The organism is Arthrobacter gallicola (genome assembly GCF_014836775.1).
GTDB lineage: Bacteria > Actinomycetota > Actinomycetes > Actinomycetales > Micrococcaceae > Arthrobacter_B > Arthrobacter_B gallicola.
This window is the reverse complement of record NZ_JACSQD010000007.1, coordinates 197,272-216,764: the sequence shown is the minus strand read 5'-3', so window position 1 is coordinate 216,764 and position 19,493 is coordinate 197,272. Positions and strand designations below refer to the sequence as shown.

Annotated in this window: 18 protein-coding genes; 10 read left to right on the top strand and 8 right to left on the bottom strand. The window is 65.2% G+C overall.

What is annotated here, in order from left to right; translation table 11 throughout:
- The first annotated feature begins 14 nt into the window (after positions 1-14).
- Positions 15-1,622, top strand: coding sequence for an ABC transporter permease subunit (locus H9639_RS15035; RefSeq protein ID WP_191808876.1), 1,608 nt, complete (start codon positions 15-17; stop codon positions 1,620-1,622).
- Positions 1,619-2,554, top strand: coding sequence for a sugar ABC transporter permease (locus H9639_RS15030; protein ID WP_191808875.1), 936 nt, complete (start codon positions 1,619-1,621; stop codon positions 2,552-2,554). The genes H9639_RS15035 and H9639_RS15030 overlap by 4 nt, the downstream gene beginning before the upstream one ends.
- A gap of 17 nt (positions 2,555-2,571) precedes the next feature.
- On the opposite strand, the gene H9639_RS15025 is transcribed toward H9639_RS15030, so the two are convergent.
- Positions 2,572-3,549 (bottom strand): aldo/keto reductase, encoded by a 978-nt coding sequence (locus H9639_RS15025; RefSeq protein ID WP_191808951.1) that lies wholly within the window; start codon positions 3,547-3,549, stop codon positions 2,572-2,574.
- Positions 3,550-3,743: 194 nt separating this feature from the next.
- On the opposite strand from H9639_RS15025, the gene H9639_RS15020 reads away from it, so the two are divergent.
- A complete protein-coding gene (locus H9639_RS15020) occupies positions 3,744-4,712 on the top strand; it encodes a CHAD domain-containing protein (RefSeq protein ID WP_191808874.1) in 969 nt (322 codons plus the stop codon).
- 133 nt (positions 4,713-4,845) lie between these two features.
- Positions 4,846-6,411 (top strand): MFS transporter, encoded by a 1,566-nt coding sequence (locus tag H9639_RS15015; protein WP_191808873.1) that lies wholly within the window; start codon positions 4,846-4,848, stop codon positions 6,409-6,411.
- On the opposite strand, the gene H9639_RS15010 is transcribed toward H9639_RS15015, so the two are convergent.
- Positions 6,408-7,445, bottom strand: a complete 1,038-nt coding sequence (locus H9639_RS15010; RefSeq protein ID WP_191808872.1) for an LLM class flavin-dependent oxidoreductase — start codon at positions 7,443-7,445, stop codon at positions 6,408-6,410. The genes H9639_RS15015 and H9639_RS15010 overlap by 4 nt on opposite strands.
- Positions 7,446-7,692: 247 nt before the next feature.
- On the opposite strand from H9639_RS15010, the gene H9639_RS15005 reads away from it, so the two are divergent.
- Positions 7,693-8,766 (top strand): lipid II:glycine glycyltransferase FemX, encoded by a 1,074-nt coding sequence (locus H9639_RS15005; RefSeq protein ID WP_191808871.1) that lies wholly within the window; start codon positions 7,693-7,695, stop codon positions 8,764-8,766.
- Positions 8,767-9,138: 372 nt separating this feature from the next.
- The gene (locus H9639_RS15000; protein WP_404799766.1) at positions 9,139-10,638 is read left to right on the top strand and encodes a threonine/serine exporter family protein; all 1,500 of its coding nucleotides are present in this window, start codon (positions 9,139-9,141) and stop codon (positions 10,636-10,638) included.
- Between the two features lie 23 nt (positions 10,639-10,661).
- Here the strand turns inward: H9639_RS15000 and H9639_RS14995 are convergent, their stop codons facing one another.
- Together H9639_RS14995 and H9639_RS14990 are read right to left on the bottom strand one after the other, a co-directional pair.
- The gene (locus tag H9639_RS14995) at positions 10,662-11,504 is read right to left on the bottom strand and encodes a siderophore-interacting protein (RefSeq protein WP_191808870.1); all 843 of its coding nucleotides are present in this window, start codon (positions 11,502-11,504) and stop codon (positions 10,662-10,664) included.
- A gap of 28 nt (positions 11,505-11,532) precedes the next feature.
- Positions 11,533-12,345, bottom strand: coding sequence for a uracil-DNA glycosylase (locus tag H9639_RS14990; RefSeq protein ID WP_404799765.1), 813 nt, complete (start codon positions 12,343-12,345; stop codon positions 11,533-11,535).
- Between the two features lie 172 nt (positions 12,346-12,517).
- Here H9639_RS14990 and H9639_RS14985 point away from each other — a divergent pair, with 172 nt between their 5' ends.
- The 3 genes from H9639_RS14985 to H9639_RS14975 all read left to right on the top strand — a co-directional run bounded on the left by H9639_RS14985 (position 12,518) and on the right by H9639_RS14975 (position 13,910).
- A complete protein-coding gene (locus H9639_RS14985) occupies positions 12,518-12,826 on the top strand; it encodes a DUF3263 domain-containing protein (RefSeq protein WP_191748821.1) in 309 nt (102 codons plus the stop codon).
- Between the two features lie 34 nt (positions 12,827-12,860).
- Positions 12,861-13,508: a LytR C-terminal domain-containing protein gene (locus H9639_RS14980; RefSeq protein ID WP_191808868.1), complete on the top strand. Its 648-nt coding sequence runs from the start codon at positions 12,861-12,863 to the stop codon at positions 13,506-13,508.
- A 198-nt stretch (positions 13,509-13,706) separates the two neighbouring features.
- A complete protein-coding gene (locus H9639_RS14975; protein ID WP_066301805.1) occupies positions 13,707-13,910 on the top strand; it encodes a cold-shock protein in 204 nt (67 codons plus the stop codon).
- An 83-nt stretch (positions 13,911-13,993) separates the two neighbouring features.
- Here the strand turns inward: H9639_RS14975 and H9639_RS17220 are convergent, their stop codons facing one another.
- A complete protein-coding gene (locus H9639_RS17220; protein ID WP_318242112.1) occupies positions 13,994-14,275 on the bottom strand; it encodes a TM2 domain-containing protein in 282 nt (93 codons plus the stop codon).
- A 583-nt stretch (positions 14,276-14,858) separates the two neighbouring features.
- Between H9639_RS17220 and groL the strand changes: the two genes are divergently transcribed.
- Positions 14,859-16,496, top strand: a complete 1,638-nt coding sequence (groL, locus tag H9639_RS14965) for a chaperonin GroEL (protein ID WP_191808866.1) — start codon at positions 14,859-14,861, stop codon at positions 16,494-16,496.
- A gap of 120 nt (positions 16,497-16,616) precedes the next feature.
- Here the strand turns inward: groL and H9639_RS14960 are convergent, their stop codons facing one another.
- The 3 genes from H9639_RS14960 to H9639_RS14950 all read right to left on the bottom strand — a co-directional run bounded on the left by H9639_RS14960 (position 16,617) and on the right by H9639_RS14950 (position 19,415).
- A complete protein-coding gene (locus H9639_RS14960) occupies positions 16,617-16,907 on the bottom strand; it encodes a WXG100 family type VII secretion target (RefSeq protein WP_191808865.1) in 291 nt (96 codons plus the stop codon).
- Between the two features lie 183 nt (positions 16,908-17,090).
- The gene (locus H9639_RS14955; RefSeq protein ID WP_191808864.1) at positions 17,091-18,647 is read right to left on the bottom strand and encodes a sensor histidine kinase; all 1,557 of its coding nucleotides are present in this window, start codon (positions 18,645-18,647) and stop codon (positions 17,091-17,093) included.
- 54 nt (positions 18,648-18,701) lie between these two features.
- Positions 18,702-19,415, bottom strand: a complete 714-nt coding sequence (locus H9639_RS14950; protein WP_066301796.1) for a response regulator transcription factor — start codon at positions 19,413-19,415, stop codon at positions 18,702-18,704.
- Between the last annotated feature and the right edge of the window lie 78 nt (positions 19,416-19,493).

Genomic DNA, 19,493 nt, shown 5'->3' with positions numbered 1-19,493 from the left:
GGAGGAGAAACACCATGGCCGTATATCTGGACGCTCCAGTCCGCCCCACCCAATCCGCACCGGTCCGCAAGCCGAAACGCGGCCCGGATTCCCTGGCCGGAACGCTCGCCAAGATCGTGCTCCTGGGGCTCGTGGACGCATTTGCCGTCTACGTTCTGATTGTCCTGTTCCTTGCAGAAGAGTGGATAATCCTGGCGGTCACGGCGGCCGTGACACTGAGCATCAACTGGATTTATCTGCGCCGCGGCGGGCTCCCTGCCAAATACCTGGCCCCCGGTGTCCTCTTTCTGCTCATCTTCCAGGTCTTCGTGGTGGTCTACAGCGGATACGTCGCGTTCACCAACTACGGAGACGGGCACAACAGCACCAAGGAAGACGCCGTTGCCGCCATCTCGCTCACTGCCCAGCAGCGCGTACCGGACTCCCCGGCGTACCAGGTATCCGTACTGGAGAAGGGAAACGAACTCTTCCTGCTGGTGACCGACCCGGACGGACGTGTCGAACTCGGCGGCACCGAACAGCCGCTGGAAGAAGTCCAGGACGCTCAGATGGGAAGCGCCGGTAAGGCAACCGGCGTCGACGGTTATGAAACGCTGGCCTTCAATGACCTCCTCAGCCGCCAGTCGGAGATCCTGGAACTCACGGTTCCCTTCTCCGACAACCTCGAAGACGGCACGCTGAAGACCGCGGACGGGTCCAACGCCTACGTCTACAAACCCGTCCTGGTTTACGACGAATCCGCGGACACCTTCACCAACGCTGAGACCGGCACGGTCTACCGTGACAGCGGCGAGGGTAACTTCGTCTCCGACACAGGGGAAGCGCTGCCTACCGGCTGGAAGATCCACGTCGGTTTCGAGAATTTTCAGCGCGCCGTGACCGATCCCGATCTGCGCGGACCGCTGTTCAGTGTGATTGGCTGGACCTTCACCTTTGCGGTTGCCTCGGTGGGCCTGTGCTTTGGGCTGGGGCTTTTCCTGGCCCTGACGTTCAACCATCCGACTCTCAAGGGCAAGCGGACCTACCGGATCCTGATGATCATGCCCTATGCCTTCCCGGCGTTCCTTGCCGGCCTGGTGTGGTCCGGAATGCTGAACCAGGAGTTCGGGTTCATCAACAACTCCCTGCTCGGCGGTGCGTCCATCCCGTGGCTGAATGACCCGTGGCTCGCCAAAGTGAGCGTACTGCTCGTGAACACGTGGCTGGGTTTCCCCTACATGTTCCTGGTCTGCACCGGAGCCCTGCAGTCCCTTCCGGAGGAAGTCAACGAAGCCGCCAGGATGGACGGAGCCTCGGCATGGCGGATCTTCCGCTCGATCAAGCTGCCGCTGCTGCTGGTCTCGACCGCGCCCCTGCTGATCTCCACGTTCGCGTTCAACTTCAACAACTTCAACGTGATCTTCATGCTCACCGGCGGCGGCCCGCGCTTCCCAGGCACCAGCCAGGACATCGGCGCCACCGACCTGCTGATCACCGTGGTGTACAAGGTCGCCTTCGGGCAGGGAACAGGCCGTGACTACGGCCTGGCCAGCGCCCTGGCCATTCTGATCTTCATTATCGTGGCAGTCATTTCCGCCGTCAGCTTTAGGCAGACCAAGTCGCTGGAAGAAGTGAACTCATGAGTACCTCCACAGCCGTTCCGCCGCGTTCCACGGCACCCGTTCCGGTTTCCCGGCCAACCGTCCGTCCACCCCGCCGCCGTTTCGGCGCCTGGTTCCGGGACACCGGCTGGCGCCACCTTGTGGGGCTGGTTATGACAGCCTTCGCGCTGCTGCCGCTGGCCTATGTCCTGTCCGCCGCGCTGAGCCCCACTGGAACGCTCGTCGCTTCCAGCGGCCTGTTCCGCGACATTGGCTTCGAGAACTTCCAGGCGCTGTTCACCGATCCACAGAAGCCGTTCGGCCGCTGGTTCCTCAACACGGTGGTAATCGGGCTTGTTACGAGTGCCGCCACGGTGTTCCTCGGAGCGCTGGCCGCGTACAGTTTCTCCCGGATGCGGTTCACCGGCCGGCGCGTTGGCCTGCTGAGCTTGCTCCTGCTGCAGATGTTCCCGCAGATGCTCGGCGTCGTCGCCATCTTCCTCCTGCTCTCCGAAATTTCCGACATTGTGCCCTGGCTGGGCCTCGGCAGCCAGCTGGGCCTGATCACGGTTTATCTCGGCGGCGCACTGGGTGTGAACACCTACCTCATGTACGGCTTCTTCAACACCGTGCCCAAGACTCTGGATGAAGCTGCCCGCATCGACGGTGCCGGACACTTCCAGATCTTCTTCACGATCATCCTGCGCCTGGTCACACCCATCCTGGCGATCGTGGGCCTGCTGACCTTTATCACCACCACGGGTGAGTTCATGATCGCCTCGATTGTGCTGAACGACCCGGACTCCCAGACACTCGCCGTCGGGCTCTACTCCTTCGTCGGTGACAACCAGTCACGGACCTGGGGCGTTTTCTCGGCCGGGGCCGTACTGGCCGCACTGCCGGTGATGGCACTGTTCCTGTTCCTGCAGCGTTACATTGCCTCCGGGCTGGTGGCCGGGGCAGTCAAGGGCTGATCCGGCTTCCTCAGCGCCTAGAAACCGACGACGTCGTGGGGCACGTAGTGCTCCTCCAGCAGGTCCAGGTCCTCCGGGGTGAGCTCCAGATCCAGGGCCCCGACGTCGTCCTCTAAATGGCTGACACTCGTGGCCCCGATGAGCGGCGCGGAAACCACCGGATGCGCAAGCACCCAGGCGAGGCCCACCTGCGCCCGCGAGACTTCGTGGGTCTGCGCCACCTGGCCCACGGCGTCGGTTATCCGGCGGTCGGTAGCCTCCTGCATGCCGTACAAGGCATTGCCGAGTGTGTCCTGCACACGCCGCCGGCTCACCTCATCCCACGGCCGTGCCAGCCGTCCCCGGGCCAGCGGGGAATACGCCAGGACGCCGATGCCCTGATCCAGGCACAGCGGGTACATTTCCCGCTCCTCTTCCCGGTAAATCAGGTTGTAGTGGTCCTGCATGGTGATAAACGGTGCCAGGCCGTGTTCACGCTGCAGGCACAGGGCACGGGAAAACTGCCAGGCGTACATGCTGGAAGCGCCTAAATAACGGACCTTTCCATCCCGGACCAGCTGATCAAGGGCTGCGAGGGTCTCCTCCAGGGGAGTGGAAGCATCCCAGCGGTGCACCTGGTAGAGGTCAATGTAATCGGTGCCAAGCCGTCTCAGGCTCTCCTCCACCTGCCAGAGGATGTGTTTACGGGAAAGCCCCCATCCATTGGGTCCGGGCCCCATTTCCCCGTGCACCTTCGACGCAATCACCACTTCCTCACGGCGGGCATACTCGCCCAGCGCCTGACCCAGGATCCGCTCGCTGTCACCGTTGGAGTAGACGTTGGCGGTGTCGAAAAAGTTGATGCCCAGTTCGACTGCCCGGCGGATGAGCAGCCTGGCCTCCTCCTCCCGGAGCGTCCAGCCATGGGGTCCGCGGTGTGGGTCACCAAAGCTGAGGCAGCCCAGGCCGACGGCGGAGATGGTTGCCCCGGAGCGGCCGAGTTTGACGTAGCGCATGGAGTTCATGGACCTTGCCTCCAGGATGCCTTGGACAGCAGGTGCACCGGCGCCTGCATCGGTACTGCCGATGCTACGGCGACGGCTCCGCGCGGTACAGGGTTGAGGGCGGGATGTGCCTGCACCAGGCTGCTTGGGCAGCGCCTGCGCTGCCGGGGCTGCCAGCCGGGCAGCGCACCGACCTATACTGAGCCATGGCTTCCCCCGACCTTCCCGCCGTGCGTGCTCCGGGACGGGATGTCCCAGCGCCTGCCGCCGGTGTTCGTGGGCCGGGCGGGGGTCCAAGCCGTTCTGCCGGGGGGATTCGGGCGCGGGAGCTGCTGCTGGACTACCTGCAGGAGCAGCTCGGCGAACTGCTCAGGGAGCAGCAGCGGGTCCAGTCCGGGGAAGCGGACGCGATCCACAAAATGCGGGTCAGTACCCGGCGGCTGCGTTCGGCCCTGGCCAGTTACCGCAAGCTCCTCTCTCCTGAGCCGGGGAGGTCCCTTCGCGGTGAACTCAAGTGGCTGGCTCGCGTGCTGGGGGCAGCCCGTGATGCCCAGGTCATGCGCCACCGGCTGCAGGACCTGGTGGCGTCCCAGCCGCCGGAACTGGTCCTGGGGCCCGTCTCGGCGCGGATCGATGAAGAACTGCTCACCAATTATTCCGAAGCCGTGCGGATTATCGGCAGCGAACTGGCGGGGGAGCGCTATCTCCGGACGGTGGCGGGACTCCAGGACCTCGTCGCGGAGCCCGCCTGGACAGCGGAGGGAACCGGCCAGGACCGTTCCGCCGTCGCCCGGATGCTCCGCAGGGACCGTAAGCGCCTGCGCTCACGGGTCCGCCTTGCCCGGCAGGAAACGGACCGGGAAGCGCGCGCGGAGATCCTGCATGAAGCGAGGAAGGACGCGAAGCGGCTGCGGTATGCGGCAGAGACCTGGCGGCCCGACGGCGGAGCGGCTGCGGAGACCATGATGAACGCAGCTGAAGCGCTGCAGAAAATCCTCGGAGAACTCCAGGACAGTGTGGTCGCCCGGGCGCTGCTGCAGCGTCTGGGCAGCACAGCCGGATCCGGAGAAAACGGCTTTACCTATGGCCGGCTGCACGCCATCGAGGAACACCGGGCGGACGCTGCCGAAAAGCAGTTCCGCCGGCTCTGGAAGGACTTCCCCAAACTCCCATGATCTGCCGGTCCCGGCGGGAAGGCGGGCGGACTCTGGACTCCGGCCGCCGCGCGGACTTAACCTGCTGGGAGCGGGTGCTCGTTCTTCCGGCAAAGACCGGGCGGCGGAGCGCAGCCGCTGACGGAGGGATCCAATGGAATCTCCCTGGGCACCCCTGCGGAACCGGATGTTCTTCATCCTCTGGCTGGCCCAGCTCGGGTCCAACATTGGCGCCTGGATGCAGACAGTCGGGGCCCAGTGGTATCTGGTGGAGACCGGCGCCAATCCGGCCCTGGTCTCCCTGGTGCAGACGGCGTCGCTGGCACCCACCCTGCTGCTGGGACTGATTGCCGGTGTCCTGGCCGACGCGTTCAACCGCCGGCGGCTGATCCTGGGGAGCAACCTCTTCGCGGCCGGAGCCGGGATCCTCCTGACCGTCATCGCCGCCCTTGGCCTCCTGACGCCGGACTCGCTGCTGCTCTATACGTTCCTGATCGGCTGTGGTGTGGCCCTGAGTGCCCCGGCCTGGCAGGCCGTCACACCGGCCTTGGTCCCGAGGTCCCAGATCCGGTCCGCCTCCGCGCTTGGCTCGGTGGCGGGAAACACCGCCCGCGCCATTGGTCCGGCAGTGGGCGGCCTGCTTGTCTCCCTGGCCGGTCCGGCCTTCGTTTTCGGGATCAACGCGGCATCCTTCCTGGGAACAGCCCTCGCCGTTTTCATCTGGCGCAACGCTCCGGATGACCCGGAAGACCGCGAGCAGATCGGAGAAGCGCTGGCCGCCGGCATCCGGTACATCCGGGCAGCACCGAGGATCCGCCGGATCCTGCTGCGCTGCGTGCTCTTTATGGTTCCGGCCAGTGCCCTGTACGCCCTGCTTCCAGTGGCCGTCAACGGGCACCTGCAGCTCGGTTCCAGCGGTTACGGACTGCTGCTGGCCGCCCTGGGAATCGGGGCGATCCTCGGCGTCGTGTTTCTCTCCCGGACCCGGAAAATCCTGCACGACAATGCCCTGCTCGGCCTGTCCGCAGGGGTCTTTGCGGCGGGTGTCTTCGCCGCCGGATACCTGCCGGTGCTGCCGCTGGCCATCCTGCTGGTCCTTTCCGGCGCAGCCTGGATCAATACGTTTTCCACCTTGAACAGTGCCATGCAGCTGACCCTTCCGGAGTGGGTCCGGGCCCGGGGACTTGCCATCTATTTGATGGTTTTCACCGGGACCCAGGCGCTGGCCTCCCTGCTCTGGGGTTCCTTGGCCACCGCCTACGGTTACGCTCCCGTGCTGGCGGCTTCCGCCGTCGTGCTGGTCCTAGTGGGCCTGAGTATCCTGGTGCTTCCTTTGCTGCCGCGCACCGGAAAACTGGACCGCAGCGTCCCGGATCCGGAGCTGGGGCTGGAAGTGGAAACCGAGCCAAAGCCAAACGACGGCCCGGTGACCATCCTGGTTGCCTACGAACTTGCCCCCGAGAATATTGAAAGTTTCGTGGAGGCCATGCATGAAGTCCGGCTCTCCCGCATGCGGACCGGTGCCACGGTGTGGGAACTGGTGCATTCGGTGACCGATTCCCGGGAATTCCGGGAGATTTATGATGTCCCCACCTGGCGGGAGTACATGCGGCAGGAACACCAGCGCCTGACCGGTGAGGACCGGGCAAACATCCGGCGGGCGGCGGCAATGGCGGTGGAGGAACCCCGCACCCGGTGGTTCCTCCCCGCGTCAGCCTAGCCGGCCAGTGCTTCGCGGACCCGCGGAGCCACTTCGGTGCCGTACAACTCGATGGCGGTCATCAGTTTCTCGTGCGGCAGGGTGCCTAGGCTGTACTTGAGATCGAACCGGGACAGCTCCAGTGTTCGGGCCGTGCGCAGGATCTTGGCGGCCACGGTCTGCGGTGAGCCGATAAACAGGGCTCCGTCGGGACCAGCCATGGCTTCGTATTCCCGGCGCGTCGCCGGAGGCCAGCCGCGCTCGCGGCCGATCCGGTTCTGCATCCGTTCATAGTGCGGCCAGGCTTCCTGCAGAGCCTGTTCATCAGTTGCGGCGATGTAGCCGGGGGAGTGCGCACCGATGGGCAGCGCGGGCTTGCCGAACTCCTTCAATGCCCGTTTGTAGAGGGACACAAACGGCGTAAAACGCGCCGGTTCCCCGCCGATGATGGCCAGCATCAGGGGCAATTCGTAATGCGCTGCCCGGACGACTGACTGCGGCGTACCCCCGACGGCGATCCAGGCCGGGAGGGATCCGCTCTCCGTGGGCGGGTAAACCGGCTGGTTCTCGAGCCCGGGCCGGGTGGAACCCTGCCAGGTCACCGGTTCTTCGCGGAGCAGGCGGGTAAAGAGTTCCAGTTTCTCCTCGAAAAGGACCTCGTAGTCCGCCAGCTCGAAGCCGAAGAGCGGAAAGGACTCGGTGAAGGAGCCGCGGCCGAGGATGACCTCCGCCCTGCCGTTCGACACGGCATCGAGGGTGGCGAACCGTTCATAGACCCGAATCGGATCGTCCGAGGAGAGCACCGTCACGGCCGAGCCCAGCCGGATGCGGCTGGTCTGCCCCGCGATCGCCGCGAGCACGGTTTCAGGGGAGGAGACGGCGAAGTCGTCGCGGTGGTGCTCGCCGATTCCGATGAAGTCGAGTCCGACCGAATCGGCCAGGACCGCTTCGGCCACAACGTTGCGGATTACCTGTGCCATCGGAAGCGTGTCTCCGGCGGCGTCGACAGTCACATCCCCAAAAGTATCCAGTCCAAGTTCAATGTGCTGTGCCACTCACTCCACCCACCAATCATCGTATGCTTTTGCATCTATTATTGCGGACAACCCGTGCGGTGCCTGACCTATTCCCGGCAGGTCGCCTGGGGGAAGGCAATCCGCAGCGGGTGCCCGGTGCCCGGAGAGCCGCAGAGTGCCGTACTGGTGTCAGGCAGCCTGCGGATAGACTGGGAACGGCCCGGAGCCGGAGCTCCGTGCGGGGGCAAAAGGATTGATCCACCAACCGAGGACTAGTTGAGGAACTTTGCGAGATTTTAGTGCACGCCTGGCCACTGCCGAGGAGATTGCGGACTGGGACAGTCACGTTCAGGCGAACCCGGGCGGCGGTAACGTCCTTCAATCCGCAGCCTACGCCGAAGTTAAGTCGCACCACGGCTGGAACCCGGTTTATGTGGTTTTTACCTGCGCGGACTACACCTCCTACAACCTGGTGATCGAGAAAAAGGTCCCTGTCCTGGGCAGCCTCTGGTACCTCATTAAGGGGCCGGATGCCGCAGCGCCGGAGGACGTCCCGGCCATGGCGGCGGCACTGGGCGACTTCATCAAGCTGACCGGACGCCGGGTCTTCGCCCTCAAGGTGGAGCCGGATGTTGTGGACGGTGAAGACGTGCAGAAGCTCTTCACCGGTGCCGGACTGGTCAAAACCTTCAACCTCCAGCCCAATGACTCCACTGCGCTCCTGGATACGACTCCGGACACGGAGCAGATCCTCAAGAACATTTCCTCCCGGGCGCGCAACGCAGTGCGGCGGGCCATCCGTGAGGGCGCCGACGTGCGCCGGGTTGAACCCACGGAAGAGAACATGCAGGCGATGTACAAGCTGATGAGCCACATCGAGGACCGTTCCTCCGCCCGGATGCGTTCCTATGAGTACTACCGCCGGTTCTGGTCCAACTTCGTGGCCGCGGGGCAGGGCCGCTTCTACTTCGCCTTCGAAGACGGCGAGCCGAGCGTCGGTGCTTTTGTTATTGCCTATGGAAAGAAGGGCACGTACAAGGACGGCGGCTCCAAGCCGCGGCGCAAGCAGTACGGTGATTCCCATCTGGTGCAGTGGACCGCGCTGACCGAACTCAAGGAAGACTTCGGAATCGAAGAATACGATTTCTGCGGGACGCCTCCGAGCAGCGAACTGAAAAACAAGGAACATCCCCACCACGGGCTGGGACTGTTCAAGACCAGTTTCTCGAAGACCGTCACCGACTTCGCCGGGTGTTACGACCTGGTCCTGGATCCGCTCCGGTACCGGATCTGGAACACCATTGGCGAGCGCGTGACGCGCCAGATTTACTGGCGCCGTCACCACCAGCCGTTCTACTAAACCGCACACACGAAGGGACCTCTCGGGGTGGACACCGTGGATAACGACGACGACCGCCACAAGCCTGCCTCGAATCCGGAGCCTGTGGCCGGTCCGATTCCGGTCATCAAGGTGCCGGAAGCCACCGCCAGGAAAGCCAAGTCCCGTCCCGTGGCAGCACCGGCCGCCCGCCGGGAACCGCCGGTGGAGACGGCTTCGCTTTCCCTGCCCGGAACCGGCGGGCTGCGCAGCACCAAACCCAAGCCGCCGCCCGCCACCACCTCGGTAGTCCGGCTGGCTAAGGCCGCCGCGCGGAAAACCGTTCCTTCGCAGGGCGCCGGGTCATCGGGGCCGCGGCAGGGCACCGGGGCACCAGCGGCGCCGCGGCCGGGAGTGCCGGGCCGCCCGGGTAAACCCCGTGCCCGCAAAACTGCCCCACGCCAGCACAGCCAGAATGCGGCGCAGCGCGCGGATTCCTCCTCGGCTGCCGCGCGCAGGATGCTGCGCCGCCTCGTGCAGGGTGAAACTCCGCCGACCCAGGCCATGTCAATTGTCGAACGGCTGGCCGGCAGCCCGTATGCGAACCCGAGGGTCCGTTCCGGCGGGCCGGACGCCAGTGCCCGCAAAACACTGGACCTGGCGCTGAGCATGGCGGAAACCATGTTCCGCTACGGTGCCGGTGCGCTGGAGGTGGAGACAGCGATGATTGCTGTCACCGCGGCCTACGGCCTGGACAACATCGAAGTGGATATCACCAACCAGTCCGTCCTGCTCAACTATTCACCCAAGGATCAGACCCCCATTACCGTGATGCGGGTTGTGCGCTCCTGGACGAACAACTATGCCGGACTGGCCCTGGTCCACCGGCTTGTCACGGACATCGTGGACGGCAATGTGTCCCGCCCCGAGGCAGCGCAGCAGCTGAACGCCATCGTTCACCAGCCCAAACCCTTCCCTCGGTGGGCGGTGACGTTCTCCGCCGGATTGTTCGCCGCGGCCATCGTGGCCTTCATCGGCAGCGGTCCGCTGGGATCCGCCGTCGCATTCTTCAGCACCATCCTGGTCAGCCTGCTGCAGCGGTTGCTGGGGCGCTGGCGCGTGCCGGACTTCTTCACCACAGCCGCCAGCGGTTTTCTGGTCACGGCCTTGGCCATGCTGTTTTGGGCCCTGGACGCCACGGATTCACTGGACCTGAACATTGCCCCGGGCATCGTGGTGGCCGGTGGAATTCTGCTGCTGCTGCCAACCGGCCGGCTCGTTTCGGCGGTCCAGGATGCGATCAACGGCTTCCCGGTCACGGCAGCGGGCCGGTTCCTGTCCGCTTTCCTGACCTTTGCCGCGATCGTTGCGGGCATCGCCGTCGCGCTGGTGATGGGTGCACTGGTGGGTATGCCCCGCTTGGAAGTTACCGAAGTTGCGTCTTCCCAGTACCCCTTTGCGGTGACCGTGCTGATCCTGGCCGTGGCTCTGGCGACGATCAGTATCACCGAACAGTCGCCGATGAACCTGATCCTGCCCACGGTGCTGATTGGTGTGGGCGGGTTCCTGGTTGGGAGCCTGTCCGAGGCAGTTGGGGTGGGGCCGCGGCTGACTCCGGCGGTTGCGGCCATCGCCATTGGTATGGCCGCACGCATCGTAGCCCTGCGGATGGGCGCACCTCAGCTGGTGATTGCTGTGCCGGCCGTTCTTTTCCTGTTCCCCGGGCTGAGTATTTTCCGCTCCATGTACGGGTTGAGCATCGGGCTGGACGATGTTTCCGGCGGCGTCATCGGCCTCTTTAACGCGCTGACGGTGATCCTGGCGATTGCGGGCGGCGTGGTCTTCGGCGACAACCTGGCTCGTCCCCTCACCCGGAACCTGAACGGCAATGACCGGCGTAACCGCCGCCGCTGACGTCCCGGTCCGGGTTCGATGAGCTACAGGACCTTGCCGGCCGGAGTGCGCTTTTCGGCCTGGAATGCGTCTTCCGTTCGTCCTGCCGCCCAGTAACCGGACAGCGAGACCTGGCCGCGTTCGAGCTTATGCCGGGTGAAGAATATTTCCCGCAGGGATTTCATCGCCTCACGCTCGCCGTGTGCGAAGACCTGGACCTGGCCGGGGCGCCAGGCCAGCGCGCCCACGGCCTCCGTGAGGAGTGCACCCGGCGCAGCCTCTCCCCGGTGCACCCAGGTCACGGTCATGCCTGCGGGGGCAACCAGCGCCAGCTCGTCGGCCGGGCCGCCCACCTCGATCAGCACGTGCCCGGTGGCGGCTGCGTCGAGGGTTTCCAGGGCGGCTGCGGTAGCGGGAAGCGCGGACTCGTCCGCGGCGAAGAGATACCAGTCGGCGTCGGGGTCGGGGCTGAAAGCGCCGCCCGGGCCGCCGAACGTGATCAGCTCGCCGGGTTGTGCGGAGTCGGCCCACGGCCCGGCAATACCGTCCGCGCCGTGCACCACAAAGTCCATGGCCAGCTCGCGCTTCACGATATCAACCCAGCGAACCGTGTAAGTGCGGGAGACCGGCCAATTCTCGCGCTCGTTCTGTTCGCGGAGGGTTTCCAGGCTCACGGAGCCGTCCAGCGGCCTGCCATCGGGGCCAAACCAGATTTTGCAGTATGCATCGGTGCGTCCATTTGGCTCGAAGGTATCGAAGCCCTCGCCGCCGGCCACGATGCGGACCATATGCGGGGAAAGCTGCTCGCGGCGCAATACCTGCATGGTGTGGGCCGGGCGGGTGCGCCGCGCAGGGGCTTCGGCACGGATGGCAGGGACGTCAGGCATAGCGGATCTTCTCCTTGGGGGTTTGCCTCTACCGTACCCCGGGCAGCCGCCAGTCCACGGGGGCTGCGCCCTGGGCAAGTAACATCTCGTTGGTGCGGCTGAAGGGCCGGGAACCAAAGAATCCACGTGCCGCTGAGAGCGGGCTGGGATGTGCTGATTCAATCCGCGGTACACCGTCGAGCAGGGGAGCCAGGGCCTGTGCCTGGCGGCCCCAGAGGATGGCCACCAGGGGAGGGCGGGTGCCGTCGGGGAGCCGGCGTGCGGCCAGGGCGCGCACCGCCAGGTCCGTTATCTCCTCCCAGCCGCGGTTCCGGTGCGAGTTCGCCGCACCCGCCTCCACCGTCAGGGCACGGTTCAGGAGCAGGACCCCCTGGTCCGCCCACGCGCTGAGATCGCCGTGCGGCGCCGGGGGAAGAGCCAGGTCTGCAGCAAGCTCCTTGTAGATGTTGGCCAGGGAGCGCGGCAGCGGCCGCACTCCCGCCTCAACGGAGAAGGAAAGCCCGACGGCGTGGCCCGGTGTCGGGTACGGATCCTGCCCGGTAATCAGCACCTTGACCTCAGCCATCGGGCGTTGGAAGGCACGGAGGATGTTGCCCGGGGCGGGCAGGATGCGGCTTCCGGCCAGACGCTGCCGCTCCAGGCTGTCCCCCAGGGCATACAGCCGGGATGCCGCCGGCTCCAGCGCCTGGGCCCAATCAGCGGCCATCACCTCCGTCAGCGAGGTGCCGCTGACGAACGGAATGGCCGCGTCCGCGGACTCTGGCAGGCCCGGGCCTGGCTCCCCGCCGTGGTGTGCGGGGTGGGGGTCGTAGCTGAAGAGGGCCGGTTCATCGCTGCTGATCACCCTTCCAGTCTTGGCTATTTGCGCCGGGGATCCCAGCCGGCGCAAAGCCGGGCTAAATGACAAGCCTGTTATTCCGGTTTACGATTGCTGCAGGAAGCAGACTCTTTTCCCTGGACACCCCGCTATGCGGCTGTGCCCGGGGGACGGGACGGGAAACGGGGACAACGCAGTGGCAGGATCAGCCGAAGCCGGGGAATTTTCACTGGACGGTGCCGTCGATCCTGATAGTCCCCTGAGCGAACGTGAGCAGCAGATGCTCTCCCTGGAGCGTTCCTGGTGGAAGTACGCCGGCGCCAAGGAACAGGCGATCCGTGACCTGTTTGGACTTTCTGCGACCAGCTACTACCAGATCCTCAACGCTCTGATCGATACCGAGGAAGCACTCGCGCACGATCCGATGCTGGTAAAGCGGCTGCGTAGACTACGTACTACCCGCCAGCGTGCGAGGACCGCCCGCCGTATCGGTTCAGACGCCTAGGCCGAGCCACAGACCAAGGACAGCAAACACAACCATGAGCCAATATCCCAGGGACGAGTTCGACAAGGTCCCGGAGACCTCGACGCGGCAGGGTGTCCACCGTGAACGCCTTATCCCCGCCCGTTCCAGCGGCGTCGGACTGATCATTACCGTTGGTGTCCTTGCTCTGCTGGTAGGGCTCGCTGCTTATTTCGTGCTTCCGCGCCTGGGGATCGGCGAGGGAAATGCCAGCCCGGCCGCTTCTGAGACGCCGGCCGTGGAATCCAGCGAAGCCCCCGCAGACGCCCCGGAGGAGACACCCTCTCCCACGCCGTCGTCCTCCCCTTCTTCCTCCCCTTCTTCTTCACCTTCTTCCTCAGCTTCGGAGACTCCGTCAGAGACGCCTGAACCGTCCCCCTCGGCGCCGGTCGCTGATCGGTCGCAGCCGGTAGTCGTCTTCAATGCCAGCGGGATTTCCGGCCTTGGTGCCGGTATCTCGGCCAGAATCGGAGCCGACGGATGGACGACGGCTCTGGTGGGGAACTGGGCGGGAACTCCGCTGCAGACCTCAGTGATTTTCTACAACGGCGAGGCTCAGCGGGCGAACGCGGAGGAACTGTCCGCGCTCCTGGGGATTCCCACGCTGAGTGAGTCACCTGAGTTCTCGAACGTCACCGTGGTGGCGGGGCCGGGATTCCAGTAGCCGGAACGGCCGCTGCTGCCCCTAGATAAAATCTCCATAACTATCCTCCCGGCCCATGCTTGTTGGTCACGCGTGTGGCTAAAGTAAGGGCCAGCCTCCCGGAGACAGAGATCCGGCCACACCTCGGCCGGACTCGACCGGGCGGCTGTTCCGGTGGATCACAGGCCGCCGGAACGGAACCGAAAAGGGGAGAGAAGCATGGCGCAGGGGATCGTCAAATGGTTCAACGGGGAAAAGGGCTACGGATTCATCACCGTTGATGAGGCCCAGACCGACGTTTTTGTTCACTGGTCAGCGATCCAGTCCGCGGGATACCGCACCCTGGAAGAGGGGCAGCGGGTGGAATTTGAAATCGGTGAGGGGCAGAAGGGTCCGCAGGCCGAAGACGTCCGGACGGTGTAGTCCAACAGGCCAGTAACTGACAGTGCCGGCAGCCGGTATTCCGGCTGCCGGCACTGTCAGTGTCCGCAGGCTGTCCGCGGCGCTTATTCGCGCAGTGGGACACCGCGGGCATCGGTGCGGAATGTTTGTGCTCCGGCCAGGATCATGATCCCTTCCACGAACCCCCACATCGCGGAGAGCCCGAAGGTGAACCAGAAGGTGAGCACCGTGACCAGGATCTGCACCACGCCGATGGTGGTGTAACCGAGGTAGAACCGGTGGACGCCAAAGCTGCCGAGGAAGATTCCCAGCAGGCCGGCTGCCAGGCGGGACTTCGGCGGGTCCACTGCGTAGTAGTAACCGGGAGGGTACTGTCCCTGAGGCACCGGCTGATAGTAAGCGCGGTGCGGCTCCTGCGGGTTGGGGCCCGGCGCTCCATAGTCCCCGGGGGCCCGGCCATAGGGTGGTGGCGGTGGGGCAGGGTGTGGGCCAGGCGCGGACGGCGACGGGGACGCACCGGTGTTCTCGTCTCCTTCCGGAGAAGGAATCGGCGGCTGGTTCATGGACATGGTCCGGTCCTCACAGGGTCGGGGAATGCCTGCCGGCTTTGCGGCGCCGGGCGGGCGGCTGAGAGCTGCTGCAGAACCAATCTACGCCGCCCCGCCGTCAATCGGGTGAGGCGCCTGGCAGAATGCCGGCGCGTGTTTGCTGCGGCAGGGGAATAACACTGAAACCCCGGTCACAAGCCACCGTGACTGCTTGCACTCAAAGGGCGGGAGTGCTAATTATTGACTTAGCACTCTTACGGGTTGACTGCTAAGTCGCCGGTGTTGAGTGAACCAGCAAGCCACTGGGGTGAGGGGCCGGGACGCACGTAAAGAGATCGTGCGCGTGGCTCCGTCCGTCGCGGGCATCTCAGCCAGGAATGCAACATCCAAGCATGACTGTTCCGGAAGGACGATAGCCGTTATGGCCAAGATCATTGCATTTGACGAAGAGGCACGCCGCGGCCTCGAGCGGGGCCTGAACACCCTCGCCGACGCCGTCAAGGTCACCCTCGGCCCGCGTGGCCGCAACGTCGTACTCGAAAAGAAGTGGGGTGCCCCCACGATCACCAATGACGGCGTTTCCATCGCCAAGGAGATCGAGCTGGACGATCCCTACGAGAAGATCGGCGCCGAGCTGGTCAAGGAAGTTGCCAAGAAGACGGACGACGTCGCAGGCGACGGCACCACCACGGCAACGGTTCTCGCTCAGGCCCTCGTGAAGGAAGGCCTGCGCAACGTTGCTGCCGGCGCCGATCCCCTGGGCCTCAAGCGCGGCATCGAGAAGGCTGTTGAAGCCGTCACCGCCGAGCTGCTGAACTCCGCCAAGGAAATCGAAACCAAGGAGCAGATCGCTGCCACGGCTTCCATCTCCGCCGGTGACCAGCAGATCGGCGACCTGATCGCCGAGGCGCTGGACAAGGTTGGCAAGGAAGGCGTCATCACGGTCGAGGAGTCCAACACCTTCGGCCTGGAGCTCGAGCTCACCGAAGGCATGCGCTTCGACAAGGGCTACATCTCCGGCTACTTCGTCACCGACGCTGAGCGCCAGGAAGCTGTCCTCGAGGACCCGTACATCCTGATCGTCAATTCCAAGATCTCCAACGTCAAGGACCTCGTTGCCGTCCTCGAAAAGGTCATGCAGTCCGGCAAGCCGCTGCTGATCATCGCCGAAGACGTTGAGGGCGAAGCCCTGGCAACCCTGGTTGTCAACAAGATCCGCGGCACCTTCAAGTCCGTTGCCGTCAAGGCTCCGGGCTTCGGCGACCGCCGCAAGGCACAGCTGGCGGACATCGCCATCCTCACCGGTGGCCAGGTCATTGCCGAGGAAGTTGGCCTCAAGCTCGAGAACGCCACGCTGGACCTGCTGGGCAAGGCACGCAAGGTTGTTGTCACCAAGGACGAAACCACCATCGTTGAGGGTGCCGGCGACGCCGACGAAATCGCGGGCCGCGTCAACCAGATCCGTGCCGAGATCGAGAACTCCGATTCCGATTACGACCGCGAGAAGCTGCAGGAACGCCTGGCCAAGCTGGCCGGCGGCGTTGCAGTCATCAAGGCCGGTGCCGCAACCGAGGTTGAGCTCAAGGAACGCAAGCACCGCATCGAAGATGCTGTGCGCAACGCCAAGGCAGCAGTCGAAGAAGGCATCGTTGCCGGCGGCGGCGTAGCACTGATCCAGGCTGGCCAGAAGGCATTCGCCAACCTCAAGCTCGAGGGCGACGAAGCAACCGGCGCTAACATCGTCAAGGTCGCCATCGACGCTCCGCTGAAGCAGATCGCGTTCAACGCCGGTCTGGAGCCGGGCGTCGTGGCCGACAAGGTCCGCGGCCTGTCCGAAGGCTTCGGCCTGAACGCTGCCACCGGCGAGTACGAAGACCTGCTGGCAGCCGGCGTCAACGACCCGGTCAAGGTGACCCGCTCTGCACTGCAGAACGCGGCTTCCATCGCCGGTCTGTTCCTGACCACCGAAGCAGTTGTTGCCGATAAGCCTGAGAAGGCTGCTCCGGCAATGGGCGGCGGGGACGACATGGGCGGCATGGGCGGTATGGGCGGCTTCTAGTCCCCATCCCACCGGCCAGAGCCGGTAAGCGCCACAAACGCTGAGAGGGCGCGGTACCCAACCGGGTGCCGCGCCCTTCTTTTGTCCTGGCTAGCCTCTCTGCGGTCCGTCCAGCGCCGCTCAGCGCATAAACAGTGCGGTGTTGGCAGCTTCTGTGTCTGCGTACTGGGCCGAGGCGTAGGCCAGCGCCTGGTTGATGCTGGCCAGGGACTCCTCCACCCGCGCCTGGGTGGCGCGCCAGTCTGCGATCAGCAGCTGGAAGTTTGCCGACGCCTGCCCCTGCCAGGACTCGCCCAGGGACTGAAGCCCGGCCTGCATAGTGTTGACGTCCGTCTGCAAACGGTCGATGGTGCCGCGCACCTCGGCACTCTTGGCAGCCAGGATGTCACTGTCTACGAAAAAACCCGCCATGGAACCCCTCCAGTCCTTATGGCCCGCCGGGTGCGGTCCTGGGCCAGATCCTAGGCAGGAGTACCGGGCTGTCCGCGGGTGAACCGGGGCGCTGTGGACAAGCCGCCTGCACCGGAAATCCCAGAGCACAGTGTGGAGGAGCAGCTGCTCCCGATTCAGCCTCAGGCGCCGGCAGCTGCGGGGCTACGGCTGCCGCCGGTCATCCTCCGGCCCGCGGCTGTTCTCCGGGGTGCCGGGCTCCTGGTCGCGGGAGGCGCGTGCCTCCACCTCGAGGCTGCCGTCCTCAGCCCTGGGTGCACCGTCCTTCCGGCTGCCCGCCGGTGCCCCGGAGGCGCCGCCGTCGTCCTCATGGTCCGGCATGCTTTCGGGCTGCTGATAGGGGAGCCGGATGGACATGGTGGCGCCGCCGCCTTCCGTCTCTGTCAGCCGCACGGTGCCGTCGTGCTGGGCCACCAGGGCCGCGACGATGGCCAAACCAAGCCCGGTGCCGCCGGTTTCCCGGTACCGCGAGGAGTCGGCCCGGTAAAACCGCTCGAAAACCCGCGCTGCGTCCTCCTCGGAAATACCCGGCCCGTGGTCGCGCACTTCCAGTACAGCGTCCATGCGGTCATGGATCACCGGTGCCACCCCGACAGCCACCTCAATGGGGGAGCCCGCGGGGGTGTAGCGCAGCGCGTTGGTCATCAGGTTCGCCACCACCTGCCGCAGCCGTGCTTCATCGCCCATGGTGGGTGCGCTCCGGGGAGAGCTGCCGCCCAGCCCCACCACCTTGATCTCCCGGTCCGGCGCACTGGCCCGGGCGTCGAGGGCGGCGTCGTTGCCCAGGATCATCAGGTCCACGGGGCGGTATTCCAGCGGACGCTGCTCATCCACACGGGCCAGGGTCAGCAGGTCCTCGACAAGCTGGCCCATGCGCTTCGCTTCGCTTTCGATGCGTCCCATCGCCGCGCCGATGTCCTCGGGTTTCTGCAGCGCTCCGTGCCGGTACAGCTCGGAGAAGCCCCGGATCGTGACCAGCGGAGTCCGGAGTTCATGCGAGGCATCCTGAACGAACCGGCGCATCTTCTGTTCGGATTGGGTGCGCGCGGCGAAGGCCGTTTCGATGTGGGCCAGCATGGCGTTCAGGGAGCGTGAGAGCCGGCCGATCTCAGTGGCGGGGTTGCCGACTTCGACGCGGCGGGAGAGGTCACCGGCGGCGATGGCGGCGGCGGTTTTCTCAACCTGGCTGAGCGGGCGGAACTGGCGGGTAACGGCCCAGTAAGCGATCCCTGTGGCGCCCAGCGTTCCCAGCAGCCCGACGGAGAACACGAGCGAGGCGGCCTCGTCAACGGTCTCCGCCACGGAGTCCAGCTGGACGGCGACGGCGACCGAGCCCGGGAAGTTGGCGATCGGAAAGACCTGGACCCGCCAGCCCTTGCTGCCGGGCGCAGTGCCCGGGACGTCGAAGCCGCGTCCGGCAATCTCGCTGACGGTTTCCGAGTTGAGGTTGCCGAGCACCGGGGTGTCGAAGTTGTCTTCCGAATGGGTCTCCGGCCCGTGTTCGCCGTCGTCATTGAGGTAGAGACCGTAAAACCGGAAGAGCGACGTATCCACAGCCGGCCCGCCGGAAATGAGGTAGCGGGAGATTGCGGTGGCGTTGTCCTGGATATCGGCGTCCAGCCGGCTGACCAGGATCTGCCGCAGCACATAAATGGTCGCGAGGCCGGTGATGGTCACAGTAACCACCATCAGCACTGCCATGATGGCCACCAGCTGCGATCGCAGTGAGGCCGATTTCCAGCGCCGGGTCAACGTTTAGCGCTTCTCCGTGGTGCGCAGCAGATAGCCAACTCCGCGTTTGGTCTGGATCAGCGCCGGAGCGTCCGGGCTGCGGTCGATCTTGCGGCGCAGGTAGGAGATGTAGGACTCCACAATCGAAGCATCGCCGTTGAAGTCGTACTCCCAGACGTGGTCCAGGATCTGCGCCTTCGAGAGCACCCGGTTGGGGTTCAGCATCAGGTAACGCAGCAGCTTGAACTCGGTGGGGGAGAGATCGATGGTGACGCCGCCGCGGCGCACTTCATGGGCGTCGTCGTCGAGCTCCAGGTCTTCCACCCGGATGACGGCGTCGTCGTCGTCGAGGGGCTGGGTACGCCGGAGCACGGCCCGGATCCGGGCCACGACCTCGTCCAGGCTGAAGGGCTTTGTGACGTAATCGTCGCCGCCGACCGTGAGTCCGGTGACCTTGTCCTCAGTGTCGTCCCGTGCGGTAAGGAACACCACGGGGAAGTGCCGGCCGGCAGCCCTGAGCCGGCGGGTCAGGGTAAAGCCGTCCATGTCCGGGAGCATAACGTCGAGGACAGCCAGGTCGGGACTGTGCTCGTCCACCGCTGCCAAGGCCTCCCGGCCGTTCCCGGCGGCTACGACGTCGAAGCCTGCGAAACGCAGCGACGTGGAAAGCAGCTCGCGGATGTTGGGTTCGTCGTCGACGACGAGGAGCCTGGCTTCGGGGGCAGACGATTTGTTCACCCGCCTAGTTTCTTACATTTAGCTGGACGTTGTCTGTAGGCCGGCAGAAAGAGAGCTGGAAATACCCAAGGTGGCCGC

Bases quoted from the DNA above. Each gene is read 5' to 3' on its own strand.
- H9639_RS15030 (WP_191808875.1), top strand. From the start codon at position 1,619: ATGAGTACCTCCACAGCCGTTCCGCCGCGTTCCACGGCACCCGTTCCG.
- H9639_RS14980 (WP_191808868.1), top strand. From the start codon at position 12,861: ATGAGCCAATATCCCAGGGACGAGTTCGACAAGGTCCCGGAGACCTCG.
- H9639_RS15025 (WP_191808951.1), bottom strand. From the start codon at position 3,549: ATGCGCTACGTCAAACTCGGCCGCTCCGGGGCAACCATCTCCGCCGTC.
- H9639_RS14995 (WP_191808870.1), bottom strand. From the start codon at position 11,504: ATGCCTGACGTCCCTGCCATCCGTGCCGAAGCCCCTGCGCGGCGCACC.
- H9639_RS14975 (WP_066301805.1), top strand. From the start codon at position 13,707: ATGGCGCAGGGGATCGTCAAATGGTTCAACGGGGAAAAGGGCTACGGA.
- H9639_RS15015 (WP_191808873.1), top strand. From the start codon at position 4,846: ATGGAATCTCCCTGGGCACCCCTGCGGAACCGGATGTTCTTCATCCTC.
- H9639_RS15020 (WP_191808874.1), top strand. From the start codon at position 3,744: ATGGCTTCCCCCGACCTTCCCGCCGTGCGTGCTCCGGGACGGGATGTC.
- groL (WP_191808866.1), top strand. From the start codon at position 14,859: ATGGCCAAGATCATTGCATTTGACGAAGAGGCACGCCGCGGCCTCGAG.
- H9639_RS14955 (WP_191808864.1), bottom strand. From the start codon at position 18,647: ATGGCAGTGCTGATGGTGGTTACTGTGACCATCACCGGCCTCGCGACC.
- H9639_RS14960 (WP_191808865.1), bottom strand. From the start codon at position 16,907: ATGGCGGGTTTTTTCGTAGACAGTGACATCCTGGCTGCCAAGAGTGCC.
- H9639_RS15035 (WP_191808876.1), top strand. From the start codon at position 15: ATGGCCGTATATCTGGACGCTCCAGTCCGCCCCACCCAATCCGCACCG.